Origin of the sequence: Pseudomonas sp. Z18(2022), assembly GCF_036346535.1 — a bacterium.
GTDB classification, from domain to species: Bacteria; Pseudomonadota; Gammaproteobacteria; order Pseudomonadales; family Pseudomonadaceae; genus Aquipseudomonas; species Aquipseudomonas yamanorum_A.
In genome coordinates this window covers 540,064-555,070 of record NZ_JAOTOA010000002.1, presented here as the reverse complement: position 1 = coordinate 555,070, position 15,007 = coordinate 540,064, and the positions used below count along the sequence as shown (strand labels likewise).

Genomic DNA, 15,007 nt, shown 5'->3' with positions numbered 1-15,007 from the left:
CAAGCGGTAGGTAGTTAACGATTTGCCTCAAGCGACGTTGCGCGCCCCGTTCCGGAGCAGCGTCACGCACCACCACCAGACACTGCCTTTTTGTGGTGCGCCACCGCCGGGCCGCATCGGGCAAAAACGGCGAATACATACCTGCAACCGACTAGGCACACCCCTTGCAATGTCTCCAGCATCTGCCCTTACAACAACATTGAGTTCTGGAGATCGCACCATGAAGCGTCGCAGCTTGATCAAGGCTTTCACTCTCTCGGCATCCATTGCCGCCATGGGCATGACCTGGACCGTGCAGGCCGCCGAGACCATCAAGGTCGGCATCCTGCACTCGCTGTCCGGGACCATGGCAATCTCCGAGACCTCGCTCAAAGACATGGCGCTGATGACCATCGACGAGATCAACGCCAAGGGCGGTGTGAACGGCAAGATGCTCGAACCGGTGGTGGTCGACCCGGCCTCCAACTGGCCGCTGTTCGCCGAAAAGGGCCGCCAGTTGCTGACCCAGGACAAGGTCGCCGTGGTGTTCGGTTGCTGGACCTCGGTGTCGCGTAAATCGGTGTTGCCGGTGTTCGAAGAACTCAACGGTTTGCTGTTCTACCCAGTGCAATACGAAGGCGAAGAGATGTCGCCCAACGTGTTCTATACCGGTGCGGCGCCGAACCAGCAGGCAATCCCGGCGGTGGAATACCTGATGAGCGAAGAAGGCGGCGGCGCCAAGCGCTTCTTCCTGCTGGGCACCGACTACGTGTACCCGCGCACCACCAACAAGATCCTGCGTTCGTTCCTGCACTCCAAAGGCGTAGCGGACAAAGACATCGAAGAGGTCTACACCCCGTTCGGCCACAGCGATTACCAGACCATCGTGGCCAACATCAAAAAATTCTCCGCCGGTGGCAAGACTGCAGTGATCTCCACCGTGAACGGCGACTCCAACGTGCCGTTCTATAAGGAACTGGCCAACCAGGGCCTGAAAGCCACCGACGTACCGGTCGTTGCGTTCTCCGTGGGCGAAGAAGAACTGCGCGGCATCGACACCAAGCCGCTGGTGGGCAACCTCGCCGCCTGGAACTACTTCCAGTCGGTGGAGAACCCGGTGAACAAGAAATTCGTCGCCGACTGGAAGGCCTATGCCAAGGCCCACAACCTGCCAGGCGCGGACAAAGCCGTGACCAACGATCCGATGGAAGCCACCTACGTGGGCATCCATATGTGGGCGCAGGCGGTGGAGAAAGCCAAGTCCACCGACGTCGACAAAGTGCGTGAAGCCATGGCCGGGCAGACCTTTGCCGCGCCGTCCGGTTTCACCCTGACCATGGACAAGACCAACCACCACCTGCACAAGCCGGTGATGATCGGTGAGATCCAGGCCGACGGGCAGTTCTCGGTGGTGTGGCAGACCCAGGAGCCGATTCGTGCGCAGCCGTGGAGCCCGTACATCCCTGGCAATGACAAGAAGCCGGATTACGCCGTCAAGAGCAACTGAACCAAGGGGTGTCGGCACCTGAGAGCCGACACAAACCCTGTGGGAGCTGGCTTGCCTGCGATGCGGACACCTCGATAGGTCTGATGCACCGCTATCGCAGGCAAGCCAGCTCCCACATTTGTTCGAGCAAGGCCCAAGAATATGCCCACTGCCCTCCACCGCTTCATCCTCGCCGCCCTGCTGTTGCTGCCCCTCGCCGCACACGCCAGCGACGCCGAAGACTTCCTTGCCGCCAACCCGATGCAACAAGCCAAGCTGCTCCAGGACTGGGCCGCCCAGCCCGACCCGGCGCGCATCGAGCTGGTGGACGCCCTGCAACAAGGCCAGATCACGGTCAACGGCGAAACCAAGACCGTACGCCTGAACAATCGCCTGCGCGGCCTGATCGACAACGTGCAAGCCAGCCAGCAACTGCTCGCCGCCGACCCCAAGGTGCGCCTTGGCGCCGCGCAAACCCTGCAAAAAAGCGCTACACCTGCGCAGCTGAAATTCCTCGACCAGCAACTCGCCGGCGAAACCAACGACGACGTGCATGTGGCCCTGAGCCTCGCCCTGGCCAACCTGCAACTGGTGGACGCCGACCCGGCCGTGCGCCTGGCCGCCGTGCGTTTGCTCGGAGGCACCGGCGACCCGCTGGCCCGCACCCGCCTTGAGGCCCTGCTCGCCCCCGGCGTCGAAGCCGACGCCGCCGTGCACACCGCCGCCGAAACCAGCCTGGCCCAGGTCAAGCGCAAACTGATGGTGGGCGAGATCCTCGGCCAGGCCTTCAGTGGCATGTCCCTGGGTTCGATCCTGCTGCTGGCCGCGCTCGGCCTGGCGATCACCTTCGGCCTGCTCGGGGTGATCAACATGGCCCACGGCGAGATGCTGATGCTCGGCGCCTACTCCACTTATGTGGTGCAGTTGCTGATGCAGCGCTACGTGCCCCAGGCCATCGAGTTCTACCCGCTGGTCGCGCTGCCGGTGGCGTTTTTTGTCACCGCCGCCATCGGCATGGCCCTGGAACGTACGGTGATCCGTCACCTGTACGGTCGCCCCCTGGAAACCCTGCTCGCCACCTGGGGCATCAGCCTGATGCTGATCCAGCTGGTGCGTCTGGTGTTCGGTGCGCAGAACGTTGAAGTGGCCAACCCCGAGTGGCTGTCCGGCGGGATCCAGGTGCTGCCCAACCTGGTGCTGCCGTACAACCGCATCGTGATCATCGCCTTCGCGCTGTGCGTGGTGGTGCTGACCTGGCTGCTGCTGAACAAGACCCGCCTGGGCCTCAACGTGCGGGCCGTGACCCAGAACCGCAACATGGCCGCCTGCTGCGGCGTGCCCACCGGGCGCGTGGACATGCTTGCCTTTGGCCTCGGCTCCGGCATCGCCGGCCTCGGTGGCGTTGCCTTGAGCCAGATCGGCAACGTCGGTCCGGACCTCGGCCAGAGCTACATCATCGACTCGTTCCTGGTGGTGGTGCTCGGTGGCGTCGGCCAGTTGGCCGGCAGTGTCATGGCCGCCTTCGGCCTGGGGATAGCCAACAAGATTCTCGAACCCCAGATCGGTGCCGTGCTCGGCAAGATCCTGATCCTCGCGCTGATCATTCTGTTCATCCAGAAACGCCCGCAAGGACTCTTCGCACTGAAAGGACGGGTGATCGACTGATGAACCAGCCATTGATGCTCACGGCCGCGCAAAAGGCCGGCCCCAAGGTGACCGTCGCGGTCGGTGCAGTGGTGCTGATCCTGCTGCTGGCGCTGCCGTTGTTCTCGCTGCTGTCACCGGAAAACCCGCTGCACGTTTCCGCCTACACGCTGACGCTGGTGGGCAAGATCCTGTGTTACGCCATCGTCGCCCTGGCGCTGGATCTGGTGTGGGGTTATGCCGGGATGTTGTCCCTCGGCCACGGCCTGTTTTTCGCGCTGGGCGGTTATGCCATGGGCATGTACCTGATGCGCCAGGCGTCCGGCGATGAGCTGCCGGCGTTCATGACCTTTTTGTCGTGGACCGAATTGCCGTGGTACTGGACCGGCACCAGCCACTTCCTCTGGGCCATGTGCCTGGTGGTCTTGGCGCCGGGCTTGCTGGCGCTGGTGTTCGGGTTCTTCGCCTTCCGCTCACGGATCAAGGGTGTGTATTTCTCGATCATGACCCAGGCCCTGACGTTTGCCGGGATGCTGTTGTTCTTTCGCAACGAGACCGGGTTTGGCGGCAATAACGGCTTTACCAATTTCCGCAGCATCCTTGGGTTTGGCATCACCGAACCGGGCACGCGGGCGGCGCTGTTTGTGGCCACCGTGGTGCTGTTGGTGGCGAGCCTGTACATCGGCTGGCGCCTGGCCCAGAGCAAGTTCGGCCGGGTGCTGACGGCACTGCGGGATGCGGAAAACCGCCTGATGTTCTGTGGCTACGACCCGCGTGGGTTCAAGCTGTTTGTGTGGGTGTTGAGCGCGGTGTTGTGCGGTTTGGCCGGTGCGCTTTATGTGCCGCAGGTAGGCATCATCAACCCGAGCGAAATGTCACCGACCAACTCCATCGAGGCCGCTGTGTGGGTGGCCCTCGGTGGTCGCGGAACATTGATCGGCCCGCTGCTGGGCGCCGGCGTGGTCAACGGCATGAAGAGCTGGTTCACCGTGGCGTTTCCTGAGTATTGGCTGTTCTTCCTGGGTGCGCTGTTCATCATCGTCACCCTGTATCTGCCCAAGGGTGTGATCGGCCTGCTGAAGAAAAGGGGCGACCAATGAGAATCACTGCGACGGCGGAATTCATGCTCGAACCCATTCTGGAACCGAACAAAGACCAGGGCAGCGCCCGTGATGCCATCGGCCTCGGCCAGTCGGCCGGCAAGGGCCTGAACACCCGTCACGGCACGATCCTGACCCTGGAAGACATCAGCGTCAGCTTCGACGGCTTCAAGGCGTTGAACGACCTGAACCTGTACATCGGTGTCGGCGAATTGCGCTGCATCATCGGCCCCAACGGCGCAGGCAAGACCACGCTGATGGACGTGATCACCGGCAAGACCCGGCCCAGCCACGGCAAGGCCTGGTTCGGCGAAACCCTGGACCTGACCAGCATGAGCGAAGTACAGATCGCCCAGGCCGGCATCGGGCGCAAGTTCCAGAAGCCCACGGTGTTCGAAGCCCTGAGCGTGTTCGAAAACCTGGAGCTGGCGCAGAACACCGACAAGTCGGTGTGGGCCAGCCTGCGGGCGCGCCTGAGCGGGGAGCAGAAAGACCGCATCAGCGAAGTCCTCGACACCATCCGTCTCACCGCTTCGGTCAATCGCCCCGCCGGCTTGCTGTCCCACGGCCAGAAGCAGTTCCTGGAAATCGGCATGCTGCTGATGCAAGACCCGCAACTGTTGCTGCTGGACGAACCGGTGGCGGGCATGACCGACGCCGAAACCGAATTCACCGCCGAGCTGTTCAAGCGCCTGGCGGGCAAGCACTCGCTGATGGTGGTGGAGCACGACATGGGCTTTGTCGGCTCGATTGCCGACCACGTCACGGTGCTGCACCAGGGCAGCGTGCTGGCCGAAGGGTCGCTTGCACAGGTGCAGGAAAATGAGCGGGTGATCGAGGTTTACCTCGGTCGCTGATGCTTTATGTGGGAGCTGGCTTGCCTGCGATGGCATCGACACGGTGCAACTGATACACCGCGTCGCCCGTATCGCAGGCAAGCCAGCTCCCACAAGGAATTGAGGAGATTTTGAACATGCTGCAAGTCGACAAACTGCACCAGTACTACGGCGGTAGCCACATCCTGCGCGGGCTGTCCTTTGAGGTAAAAGTCGGCGAAGTCACTTGCCTGCTGGGCCGCAATGGCGTGGGCAAGACCACCCTGCTCAAGTGCCTGATGGGTTTGCTGCCGGCCAAGGAAGGTGCGGTGAACTGGGAAGGCAAGGCCATTACCGGCTTCAAGCCGCACCAGCGGGTGCACGCCGGTATTGCCTACGTGCCTCAAGGCCGGGAGATTTTTGGCCGGCTGACCGTGGAAGAAAACCTGCTGATGGGCCTCTCGCGCTTTCCCGGCGCCGAGGCCAGGGAAGTGCCAGCCTTCATCTACGAACTGTTCCCGGTGCTGCTGCAAATGAAGCAACGCCGTGGCGGCGACTTGTCCGGCGGCCAGCAACAGCAACTCGCAATCGGCCGCGCCCTGGCCAGCCGCCCGCGGCTGTTGATTCTCGACGAGCCCACCGAAGGCATCCAGCCGTCGGTGATCAAGGAGATCGGCGCGGTGATCAAAAAACTCGCAGCGCGGGGCGACATGGCGATTCTGCTGGTGGAGCAGTTCTACGATTTTGCCGCCGAACTGGCCGACCAATACCTGGTGATGTCCCGGGGCGAAATCGTCCAGCAGGGGCGTGGAGAAAATATGGAAAGCGAGGGTGTGCGCGGGCTCGTTACGATCTAATCTGTAGCGTCCTAACGATAAGCACTGACCATGACTCTACCTGCCCCCACCGCGCTGTTCACCCCCAGCTGGCACGCCGAGCTGGAACTCGGCTACGCGCGTTTCGGCGACACCACGCGCCCGGTGATGCGTCGCCACCTCGGCCCGCTGCGGGTGCAAAAGCACCTGTACGCCGAAGGCCCCGAGGTGTGCCAACACATCATCGTGCACCCGCCGGGCGGGATTGCCGGCGGTGACCGCCTCGACATCACGGCCCATGTCGCCGAAGGTGCCTGGGCACAACTGACCAGCCCCGGCGCAGCCAAGTGGTACCGCGCCAATGGCCCGGCCTTTCAAACACTGGAGCTGACGGTTGAGGCGGGCGCCACCCTGGAGTGGCTGCCGCAGGAGACCATCGTGTTCAGCGCCGCCCAGGCCGAACTCACCACCCGCATCGACCTGCAAGGCGATGCCCGGCTGTTTTACTGGGACGTGGTCGCCCTCGGACGCCCCGCCAGCGGTGAGCGTTTCGACCTCGGGCACTTCCAGTCGCACCTGGATATCCGCCGCGACGGCCAGTTGATTTGGCATGAGCGCCAGCGCATTGTGGGCGCCGACGGTTTGCTCGATTCGCCCATCGGCCTGGATGGGCAGCCGGTGTTCGCGACCTTGCTGGTGACCGGTGAAATCGACAGTGAATTACTCGAACAATGCCGCTCCCTGCCCCACGCGGTACGCGGCGACCTGACCCAATTGCCCGGCTTGCTGGTGGCCCGCTGCCTGGCCAGTGAAGCGCTGCAGGCACGGGGCTGGCTGATTGATTTATGGCGGCTGCTGCGCCCGGCTGTGCTGGGCCGTGAAGCCGTCTCACCGAGAATCTGGAGCACCTGAACCATGGACCTGACCCCACGGGAAAAAGACAAACTGCTGATCTTCACCGCCGGCCTGGTGGCCGAGCGGCGCCTGGCGCGCGGCGTGAAACTCAACTACCCGGAAACCATCGCCTACATCTCCGCCGCACTGATGGAAGGCGCCCGCGATGGCCGCACGGTCGCCGAGTTGATGCACTTTGGCACCACCCTGCTCAGCCGCGAACAAGTGATGGAAGGCATCCCGGAAATGATCCCGGACATCCAGGTGGAAGCGACCTTTCCCGACGGCACCAAGCTGGTCACCGTCCACCAACCTATCGCCTGAGGCCCGGCCATGTCCTTTTTGATTCGTGATGCGCTGCACGCCGATTTGCCAGGGATTCGCGATATCTACAACGACGCAGTGCTCAACACTACGGCGATCTGGAACGAACAGCCGGTGGACCTGGGCAACCGCCAGGCCTGGTTCAGCGCGCGCCAGGCGCAGTTTTATCCGATCCTGGTGGCGGTCGAGGATGAGCAGGTCATCGGCTATGCCTCGTTCGGCGACTGGCGGCCCTTCGAGGGCTTTCGCCACACCGTCGAACATTCGGTGTACGTGCGCAGCGACCAGCGCGGCAAAGGCCTCGGCCCGCAGTTGATGCAGGCACTGATCGAGCGGGCGAAAACCTGCGACAAACACGTGATGGTTGCCGCCATCGAGAGCGGCAACCAGGCCTCGATCCGCCTGCATGAGCGCCTGGGTTTTGTCACCACCGGGCAGATGCCCCAGGTCGGCACCAAGTTCGGCCGCTGGCTGGACCTGACCTTCATGCAACTGACACTCAACCCTGGCGCCGAACCGCCCAAGGAGTGACACCGATGAACGCCCAACTGCGTCGAGTCAATGCCGAGAGTTTTGCCCATTACCGCCAGGGCCTGGTTGAGCTGTTGCTGGACGCCGTAAAGCACGGCGCTTCGGTAGGCTTCATGGCCGACTTCGACGAAGCCCAGGCCCGCAGCTACCTCAGCGGCGTGCAGGCGAGTATCGAAGACGGCAGCCTGCTGCTGTGGGTGGTGGTGCGCGATGAACAGGTGGTGGCCAGCGTGCAGTTGGCGCTGTGCCTGAAGGCCAACGGCCTGAACCGTGCCGAAGTACAAAAGCTGCTGGTGCACAGCGAGGCCCGGCGCCGAGGCCTCGGCCAACAGCTGATGGCCGCGCTGGAACTGAGCGCCCGCCAATACAAGCGCGGGCTGTTGTACCTGGACACCGAGGCCGGCTCCGGCGCCGAAGCCTTCTACCAGTCGCTGCGCTACACCAAGATCGGTGAACTGCCCAACTACTGCCAAAGCCCGGACGGGCGCTACACCCCGACCGCCATCTACTTCAAGACCCTGGGACAACCTGCATGATTCCTGGCGAATTTCAGATCCAGCCTGGCGACATCGAACTCAACGTGGGCCGGCGTACCGCTACCCTGAGCGTGGCCAACAGCGGCGACCGGCCGATTCAGGTCGGCTCCCATTACCATTTTTTCGAGACCAACGACGCGTTGACCTTCGACCGTGCCGCCAGCCGTGGCATGCGCCTGAATATCCCGGCGGGCACGGCTGTGCGCTTTGAGCCGGGGCAGAGTCGTGAAGTGGAACTGGTGGAGCTGAGCGGCAAGCGCCGGGTGTTCGGGTTTGCCGGACGGATCATGGGCGACCTGTAGTTTTTCTGGTGTCTGCTCGGGCCTCATCGCAGGCAAGCCAGCTCCCACAGGGGAATGCGTTCCAAATGTGGGAGCGGGCTTGCCCGCGATAGAGAGCGAAGCGAACGATTTCAAACTTTCCTGAATCTCAAGGCATGCACATGAAGATTTCCAGACAAGCCTACGCCGACATGTACGGCCCCACCGTCGGTGACAAGGTCCGCCTGGCCGACACCGAGCTGTTCGTCGAAGTCGAACAGGACTTCACCGTCTACGGCGAAGAAGTCAAATTCGGCGGCGGCAAGGTGATCCGCGATGGCCAGGGCCAGAGCCAACTGCTCGCCCATGAAGTGGTCGACACCCTGATCACCAACGCGCTGATCATCGATCACTGGGGCATCGTCAAGGCCGACGTCGGCCTGAAAAACGGTCGCATCTTTGCCATCGGCAAAGCCGGCAACCCGGACATCCAGCCCGGCGTGACCATCTGCGTCGGCGCCAGCACCGAGGTGATTGCCGGTGAAGGCATGATCCTCACCGCCGGCGGTATCGACACCCACATCCACTTCATTTGCCCGCAGCAAATCGAAGAAGCACTGACCAGTGGCGTCACCACCATGATCGGCGGCGGCACCGGGCCGGCTACCGGCACCAACGCCACCACCTGCACCTCGGGCCCGTGGCATTTGGCACGTATGCTTCAGGCCTCCGACTCGTTCCCGATGAACATCGGCTTCACCGGCAAGGGCAACGCGAGTTTGCCGGAGCCGTTGATCGAACAGGTCAAGGCCGGCGCCATCGGCCTCAAGCTCCACGAAGACTGGGGTACCACCCCGGCGAGTATCGACAACTGCCTGAGCGTGGCTGACGAGTACGACGTGCAGGTGGCGATCCACAGCGACACCCTCAACGAATCCGGCTTTGTCGAAACCACCCTCGCCGCGTTCAAGGGCCGTACCATCCACACCTACCACACCGAGGGTGCCGGAGGCGGTCACGCACCCGACATCATCAAGGCCTGCGGCTTCCCCAATGTGCTGCCCAGTTCCACCAACCCGACCCGGCCGTTTACCCGCAACACCATCGACGAACACCTGGACATGTTGATGGTCTGCCATCACCTGGACCCGAGCATTGCCGAAGACGTGGCCTTCGCCGAAAGCCGCATCCGCCGTGAGACGATCGCCGCCGAAGACATCCTGCACGACCTCGGCGCGTTCTCGATGATCAGCTCCGACAGCCAGGCCATGGGCCGCGTCGGCGAAGTGATCACCCGCACCTGGCAGACCGCCGACAAGATGAAAAAGCAGCGCGGCCCGCTGCCGGGAGACGGCGCAGGCAACGACAACTTCCGCGCCAAGCGCTACATCGCCAAGTACACCATCAACCCGGCGATCACCCATGGCATCAGCCATGAAGTGGGCTCCATCGAAGTGGGCAAATGGGCGGATCTGGTGCTATGGCGCCCGGCGTTTTTCGGGATCAAGCCGACCTTGATCCTCAAGGGCGGCGCGATTGCCTCAAGCCTGATGGGCGATGCCAACGCCTCGATCCCAACGCCGCAGCCAGTGCATTACCGTCCGATGTTTGCCAGCTTCGGCAGCTCGCTGCACGCCACCAGCCTGACGTTTATCAGCCAGGCGGCGCTGGCGGCAGGCTTGCCCGAGCAATTGGGATTGAAAAAGCAGATTGCGGTGGTCAAGGGTTGCCGCAGCGTGCAGAAAACCGACCTGATCCACAACGACTACCTGCCGGATATCGAGGTGGATCCGCAGACCTACCAGGTCAAGGCCGACGGTGTATTGCTGTGGTGTGAGCCTGCGGAGGTTTTGCCGATGGCCCAGCGTTACTTTCTGTTCTAGGCAAATTCACTGATCGCCTGGTCGGTCAACCTCTGGTTCAGGGTTATCAGCTCGGCGTTAATGCGGTCGAATGCGTCGCCATATTCCGAGTCGGACATTAGCCGCCCAGGCTCACTGTCAGCGCCAGAGCGGCCCAGGCGTTGCGCCGCCTGGCCGATAGTCTGGCGCAAGGCCTGCCTTGCACTCTCGCTCAGGCCGGCATCACCGGCCCACTTTTTCTGCGCAGCCTGGTAATCGATCAACGCGTCGAATTTTTCGGCAACCACTGCGTACTCAGCGTGATGGGCACGCTGCAGGAAGTCAGTCCACATTGGCTGTTCAAGCAAGTGGGTACGCAGCTGTTCCCCTTGATCGAGCGCTTTTACGCGTTCGAACGCCGAATCGACCATCGACGGGGTCACGTAGTCCTCGCGAAACATCATGGTCCTGGATTGCCACGGTAAATCCAGCCGGGTCGCCAACGGGACGGTATACGCCAAATAGATCTCGACCTCATCGATGTCGCCGATGGGCTCTCCGTGAGCGTCTTCATGCTGAACGCGCTGGCCCTGTTCGTCATACTCCGGAAATTTGACTCCCTGCTCCAGCAGCCGCGCCACGCGATCATGAGCAACGCGCCCCAGCTCATCCAACCGCCACTTGCCTCGGGCGAGTTTGAACACAGCCCTGCGCACTGAGGCCACATCCTCGCTGAAATAGGCTGACCGCAGCAGTACCACAACCCCCATCGAATTGAACAACTGTGCGCCAGCATCAACGCAGGCCGTGGTGTCTCTTGCCATCAAGAACAACTCTTCTCGCAGCAACACGTCTTCACCCATGGCCTCCAGCATGCGCCAGACTTTGGCGGTCAGTTCCGGCAACCATCGACCGCCAGGCGCCAGCGCATCGCCGGAGTTCCTGACGGCTCTGATTACGTCAAAAAAACCTTCCGAGCCAAACGCTCCCTCAAGCATTTCCCATAACAGCTGCCTGGAAGGCCACTCCTCATCCGAATAACCGCTTTTCCACAGGTCACTGTCAAGACTCCCTCTGGCAGGCATACGGCGATCCGGATCCCGCCCGGCAGCCTCAATGTACGACTTGAACCGTGCAAGCTCATCAGGCTCCAACCCGTCGCGGGAGAGGAAGGTTCGCGCCACAATCAGCGCCTTATCGGAGCCGGGCGCAAATTCGGGAACCCGAGATAGAGGGTTGCTCTGCATATCCAGGATGAAATCCGCTGGCCGGGGCACGCGGAACACGCCGGTGGGCCATTCCTGCAGGCCTGTGTCATTCAGTAAAAGTCTGCGCAACAGGGGCATCCGGCTGACATCGGGTGACAAGCCAAGCGGGTTAATGCTCAGGGCCAACTCTCTCAACTGAACACAGCCCTTCAGCCGCAGGACATCTTCAGACGTCAAGACAATGTGGTTGCCCCCCAGCGACAGCCGCCTCAGGTGTGGCATCTGCTCGATGGCCGCCGGCAGTTGAGTCAGCTCGCAGGCCTCCACATTCAATCGACGTAGCCCCCGAAAGTTTGCAAGGAACGGCACGATGTCCGCATCCGTCACATCCACGTCATACAACCCGACGTAGGTGACATGATCGAAGTTTGCCGTTAACGCAGGCAACGCTTGCAACTCCTCCCCCTGACCAACATGGGGCAGACCGATCCTGTTGCGATGAGCATCGGGCAACGCGTGTTGCAACGTGCCATAGAGACCATTGATGCCATGTAATTGCTGACCGCGGCCGTCAAAAGCCTGATAGCGCCCATCACCCACCCGTACCAGTATTTTGCGATCTGTCGCGTTCTTCGGACCAAGGCTGGCCCGCAACACCCCCTCAACGCCTGCCTCGCGTATTTCCAGGCGCAGGTTATCCGACCAACCCGGCAACGCCGGTAGGGTGTTGAGCATCAGGGCTTCAGTGTCAGGACCCGCCATGGCTTCCAGGTACAACCCCTCATAGGCCAGCGCAAGGCGAAACCGGCGCTGCATCATCCTGGCATTTTCAGCCAACTCCAGCGGAATACGTCGGCTGTCGACCATTTTCTGTAACTGCTTCGGCGGGACGTCTGCCAGCAGCTCTTGCGCCATCAGGCCAGGCAGGCTCGAGAAATCGCGTTGAATCAAGGCGACAGGACTATCGACCTTTGGCCGCTGCGTCTCGTAGATACTGCGCATCAAGCGCGCCTTGGCGCCTTTGGCATGGTTTTCCAGCTGATCGCGCAATGCATCAATGCGCGCCTGCGGGTCTTTTGGGGGATAGATCTCTATCAAGTCCTCCAGCTCGCGTTCATCCAGAAACTCGACAATACGCCTGGGCAATAGGCCGTTCACCAAGTCATCACGGCTGACCCTCAAGGTCTCGGCTCTGCTGGCACTCTGGTTACCGTATTTGACCGAGTCGCCCTCCAGGGTCGTCGCCACAAACGCCTCAATGGCCTTGGCCTTCGGCCACCTCGGCATTTCCACTGCAAGAGAGGCCGATTAACTGCACAAGGCGTCGGGGAGCAGGTTGGCCCGGATGCCTTGCGCTACCTGTTCAGCATCGTGGTAGGCCCTGAACTGGCGCAGCGTGTCGAGCAAAATGGCCGGTACCGGCTCGCCCTCCACGTGCACGCGGCGCAGCACATCCTCGCTCACATCCGCCACGTGTCGAACCTGCTGCAACTGGGTATCGCTCAAACCCTCCGTCATCGGCCCCAAACGCCGCATCAGCTTCACGCCCTCCCAACTGTGCGGGCTCTCTGCCTCATGATTCCAGAGGCCAGCGCCATTTTCCGTCAGTTTCGGTTGGTAGGCGTCTGACCGGGTGGGATGGATGATGCTGTAACGGTCAAGCACCGGGTCTTTCTGCAACGCATACCGCCGGCCTTCCAAGAGCAGCAGGGTTTTACCATTGAAGGTGTGCAACCCCCGCTCATCAGACGTGGCGGTTCCAGGTAGCGGCGAGGTGTGCTCGTAGGCTGACAGGTCCGGTTTCCATAGGCGGGTCTTGCCGCTGGGCAAGGTCACCGCCTTGAGCTGCTCGATGAAAGGCGAGACCGTAAAGTGCAGCGCCGCTCCCTGCACCACCAGCAACGCCAGGTTTTCCAGCACATCGGTGATGTGCGACCAACCGGCCTCGCGGTCACCTTGGCTCAGTTCGGTGACGCCTTCAACGATCTCGTAGAGCAGTTGGCCGGCCGTCACGGCAGTCATCACCACGCCCAACGGCGGCACGGCCATCCCCACCAGGTTCAAGGCGAACAGGCCGATGCTCAAGTAATGCGCCGCTCGCCGTGAACGCGAGGCCTCGTCAGCCTCCGCAGTGCTCACCGCCTGGTTTCGGGCATCCGCCAGCATCTGCCCGCGCAAGCTGGCATAGCGATACACCCAAAGGTCCACGCTCGTCACAAGACCGTTGAGCTCGTAGGCCTGGATATTGAATTCGGGGTCGGTCGCAGAAACGCGCACAGACGGCTGCGGCTCGTCATAGGAGGGTTCAGTGGAAAAAGACGGCGCCGTCAGTAACCGCCCCCACTCCGAACGCAACCACTGCTCCCCGAACGGCTGGGGAGGAGCGTCCACCACCAGTTCCGTCAGCCTGCGGTAGTAGTACGCACGATCCGCGTCGGCTACGAACCTTGCGAAAAATTGCTGATACTGCGTGGCTGTCCAGCCGTTGGAGCGGTCGGCGGTCCTACTGGCGCTCGCCGTCAAGCGATCGGTCAGCTCCTTGCTGAATTCCTCGAATGACTCATAACGCTTGATGGGATGGTCGGGGTCATCGGGGATGTAGACAATAACCCAGCACGGAAGACGAGGCTGGCGACAGGGAGCGATGATCAAGCATTCACGCAAGGCCAGGTTCATCAGGCTGAGGCGGCGGTACCGGACCCGTTTGCCGTCGAGCATGATGCGCTTTTCTCCCGTTTCCACGCGCTGCAACAGCGCGTAATCGCTGTGGCCGATATCGCCCTTGATCAGCGCCAGGTGAGCCGCCACCTTGAAGGCGTCTATCTGATAGCGGACATAGGGCTTGCGGCCGTCGGGATGGTGCAACATTGGCCGCAGGTAAGTCTGATATTGATCGCCCAGATCCAGCTCACGGCACAGTTGTGCGAAGGTATGGATTTCCAGGGTTGTGGTGTGGCGCTCGAAATGGCCCTGCTCATTCGGTGCCGTGATAAACCCCGAGGCGCTGTCGAAAAAATCCTCCTCGGCCTCGCGCGCCTCAAAGTTGCAGAGCGCGGCTTTGAGCAACGAAAACGTCTTGACCTTGAAACCGCCGGTCTTTGCACCAAAAGCGTTTTCGACCGGGAAATACAGGCGTAGCCAGGTTTGATTGACGTCCAGTACATGGCCGGACGCTTTTAATTTCGCCTCCAGCAATGGCTGGGCAAACGCTTGCAGCAGTTGGATGCTGCTGAAGTATTTCTCCAGTTTGTTCTGCGAAACACAACGGGCGTCCAGCAGCGTGCTGAGCTGATCCTTCTGCGCCTGGGAAGCAGCGGCATACCAGGCAGGAATATCTGGCGAGGTTTCTTTGAGGGCCCGGCGACGCGGTGGCGAGCTGTTGATGAGGCAGGTCGGAATCGCCTGTTTGATCAACGTGTAATGTTGCCCTTTATCTCCGGGCGGGAGGGTTGGTGGGGTGGTAACCGTGAGATCCGGCATGGGATGACAACCTCGTAATGAGTAAGGTTGCCATCTTATGCAGTGGTTTTTTGAAGCATGTGATAACTATATAGCAGGGCTCGATCAGAGCAGC

At 61.7% G+C, this 15,007-nt stretch carries 13 protein-coding genes; 11 read left to right on the top strand and 2 right to left on the bottom strand.

The genetic code is table 11. From position 1 onward, the window contains the following. The first annotated feature begins 220 nt into the window (after positions 1-220). From urtA to ureC, 11 genes are all read left to right on the top strand, one after another. Complete coding sequence (gene urtA / locus V3W39_RS07745) at positions 221-1,486, top strand: urea ABC transporter substrate-binding protein (protein WP_177041371.1); 1,266 nt, start codon at positions 221-223, stop codon at positions 1,484-1,486. 141 nt (positions 1,487-1,627) lie between these two features. Next, positions 1,628-3,130: an urea ABC transporter permease subunit UrtB gene (urtB, locus tag V3W39_RS07740; protein ID WP_177041369.1), complete on the top strand. Its 1,503-nt coding sequence runs from the start codon at positions 1,628-1,630 to the stop codon at positions 3,128-3,130. Further along, complete coding sequence (gene urtC / locus V3W39_RS07735; protein ID WP_003217376.1) at positions 3,130-4,209, top strand: urea ABC transporter permease subunit UrtC; 1,080 nt, start codon at positions 3,130-3,132, stop codon at positions 4,207-4,209. Before urtB ends, urtC begins: the two co-directional genes overlap by 1 nt. Further along, positions 4,206-5,066, top strand: a complete 861-nt coding sequence (gene urtD / locus V3W39_RS07730; protein WP_371132039.1) for an urea ABC transporter ATP-binding protein UrtD — start codon at positions 4,206-4,208, stop codon at positions 5,064-5,066. The genes urtC and urtD overlap by 4 nt, the downstream gene beginning before the upstream one ends. Before the next feature lie 116 nt (positions 5,067-5,182). Beyond that, the gene (gene urtE, locus V3W39_RS07725; RefSeq protein ID WP_010173963.1) at positions 5,183-5,881 is read left to right on the top strand and encodes an urea ABC transporter ATP-binding subunit UrtE; all 699 of its coding nucleotides are present in this window, start codon (positions 5,183-5,185) and stop codon (positions 5,879-5,881) included. Positions 5,882-5,911: 30 nt separating this feature from the next. After that, entirely contained in the window at positions 5,912-6,751 is an 840-nt protein-coding gene (locus V3W39_RS07720; RefSeq protein WP_177041367.1) for an urease accessory protein UreD, read from the top strand. Positions 6,752-6,754: 3 nt separating this feature from the next. Further along, a complete protein-coding gene (gene ureA / locus V3W39_RS07715; protein ID WP_032878149.1) occupies positions 6,755-7,057 on the top strand; it encodes an urease subunit gamma in 303 nt (100 codons plus the stop codon). 9 nt (positions 7,058-7,066) lie between these two features. Beyond that, positions 7,067-7,588 carry a GNAT family N-acetyltransferase gene (locus V3W39_RS07710; RefSeq protein WP_177041365.1) on the top strand — a complete coding sequence of 174 codons (522 nt, stop codon included), beginning with the start codon at positions 7,067-7,069 and terminating at the stop codon, positions 7,586-7,588. 5 nt (positions 7,589-7,593) lie between these two features. Further along, a complete protein-coding gene (locus V3W39_RS07705) occupies positions 7,594-8,124 on the top strand; it encodes a GNAT family N-acetyltransferase (protein WP_330212445.1) in 531 nt (176 codons plus the stop codon). Beyond that, positions 8,121-8,426, top strand: a complete 306-nt coding sequence (locus tag V3W39_RS07700; protein ID WP_177039716.1) for an urease subunit beta — start codon at positions 8,121-8,123, stop codon at positions 8,424-8,426. The genes V3W39_RS07705 and V3W39_RS07700 overlap by 4 nt, the downstream gene beginning before the upstream one ends. 140 nt (positions 8,427-8,566) lie before the next feature. Beyond that, on the top strand, positions 8,567-10,267 hold the full coding sequence (ureC, locus tag V3W39_RS07695; RefSeq protein WP_177076196.1) for an urease subunit alpha: 1,701 nt from the start codon (positions 8,567-8,569) through the stop codon (positions 10,265-10,267). Here ureC and V3W39_RS07690 read toward each other — a convergent pair. Together V3W39_RS07690 and V3W39_RS07685 are read right to left on the bottom strand one after the other, a co-directional pair. Next, positions 10,264-12,681 (bottom strand): NEL-type E3 ubiquitin ligase domain-containing protein, encoded by a 2,418-nt coding sequence (locus V3W39_RS07690; protein WP_330212444.1) that lies wholly within the window; start codon positions 12,679-12,681, stop codon positions 10,264-10,266. The genes ureC and V3W39_RS07690 overlap by 4 nt on opposite strands. Before the next feature lie 60 nt (positions 12,682-12,741). Then, on the bottom strand, positions 12,742-14,913 hold the full coding sequence (locus V3W39_RS07685; RefSeq protein WP_330212443.1) for a dermonecrotic toxin domain-containing protein: 2,172 nt from the start codon (positions 14,911-14,913) through the stop codon (positions 12,742-12,744). Between the last annotated feature and the right edge of the window lie 94 nt (positions 14,914-15,007).

Excerpts from the sequence above, each read along its gene's own strand:
- urtA (WP_177041371.1), top strand. The coding sequence starts at position 221 with ATGAAGCGTCGCAGCTTGATCAAGGCTTTCACTCTCTCGGCATCCATT.
- urtB (WP_177041369.1), top strand. The coding sequence starts at position 1,628 with ATGCCCACTGCCCTCCACCGCTTCATCCTCGCCGCCCTGCTGTTGCTG.
- urtC (WP_003217376.1), top strand. The coding sequence starts at position 3,130 with ATGAACCAGCCATTGATGCTCACGGCCGCGCAAAAGGCCGGCCCCAAG.
- urtD (WP_371132039.1), top strand. The coding sequence starts at position 4,206 with ATGAGAATCACTGCGACGGCGGAATTCATGCTCGAACCCATTCTGGAA.
- urtE (WP_010173963.1), top strand. The coding sequence starts at position 5,183 with ATGCTGCAAGTCGACAAACTGCACCAGTACTACGGCGGTAGCCACATC.
- V3W39_RS07720 (WP_177041367.1), top strand. The coding sequence starts at position 5,912 with ATGACTCTACCTGCCCCCACCGCGCTGTTCACCCCCAGCTGGCACGCC.
- ureA (WP_032878149.1), top strand. The coding sequence starts at position 6,755 with ATGGACCTGACCCCACGGGAAAAAGACAAACTGCTGATCTTCACCGCC.
- V3W39_RS07710 (WP_177041365.1), top strand. The coding sequence starts at position 7,067 with ATGTCCTTTTTGATTCGTGATGCGCTGCACGCCGATTTGCCAGGGATT.
- V3W39_RS07705 (WP_330212445.1), top strand. The coding sequence starts at position 7,594 with ATGAACGCCCAACTGCGTCGAGTCAATGCCGAGAGTTTTGCCCATTAC.
- V3W39_RS07700 (WP_177039716.1), top strand. The coding sequence starts at position 8,121 with ATGATTCCTGGCGAATTTCAGATCCAGCCTGGCGACATCGAACTCAAC.
- ureC (WP_177076196.1), top strand. The coding sequence starts at position 8,567 with ATGAAGATTTCCAGACAAGCCTACGCCGACATGTACGGCCCCACCGTC.
- V3W39_RS07685 (WP_330212443.1), bottom strand. The coding sequence starts at position 14,913 with ATGCCGGATCTCACGGTTACCACCCCACCAACCCTCCCGCCCGGAGAT.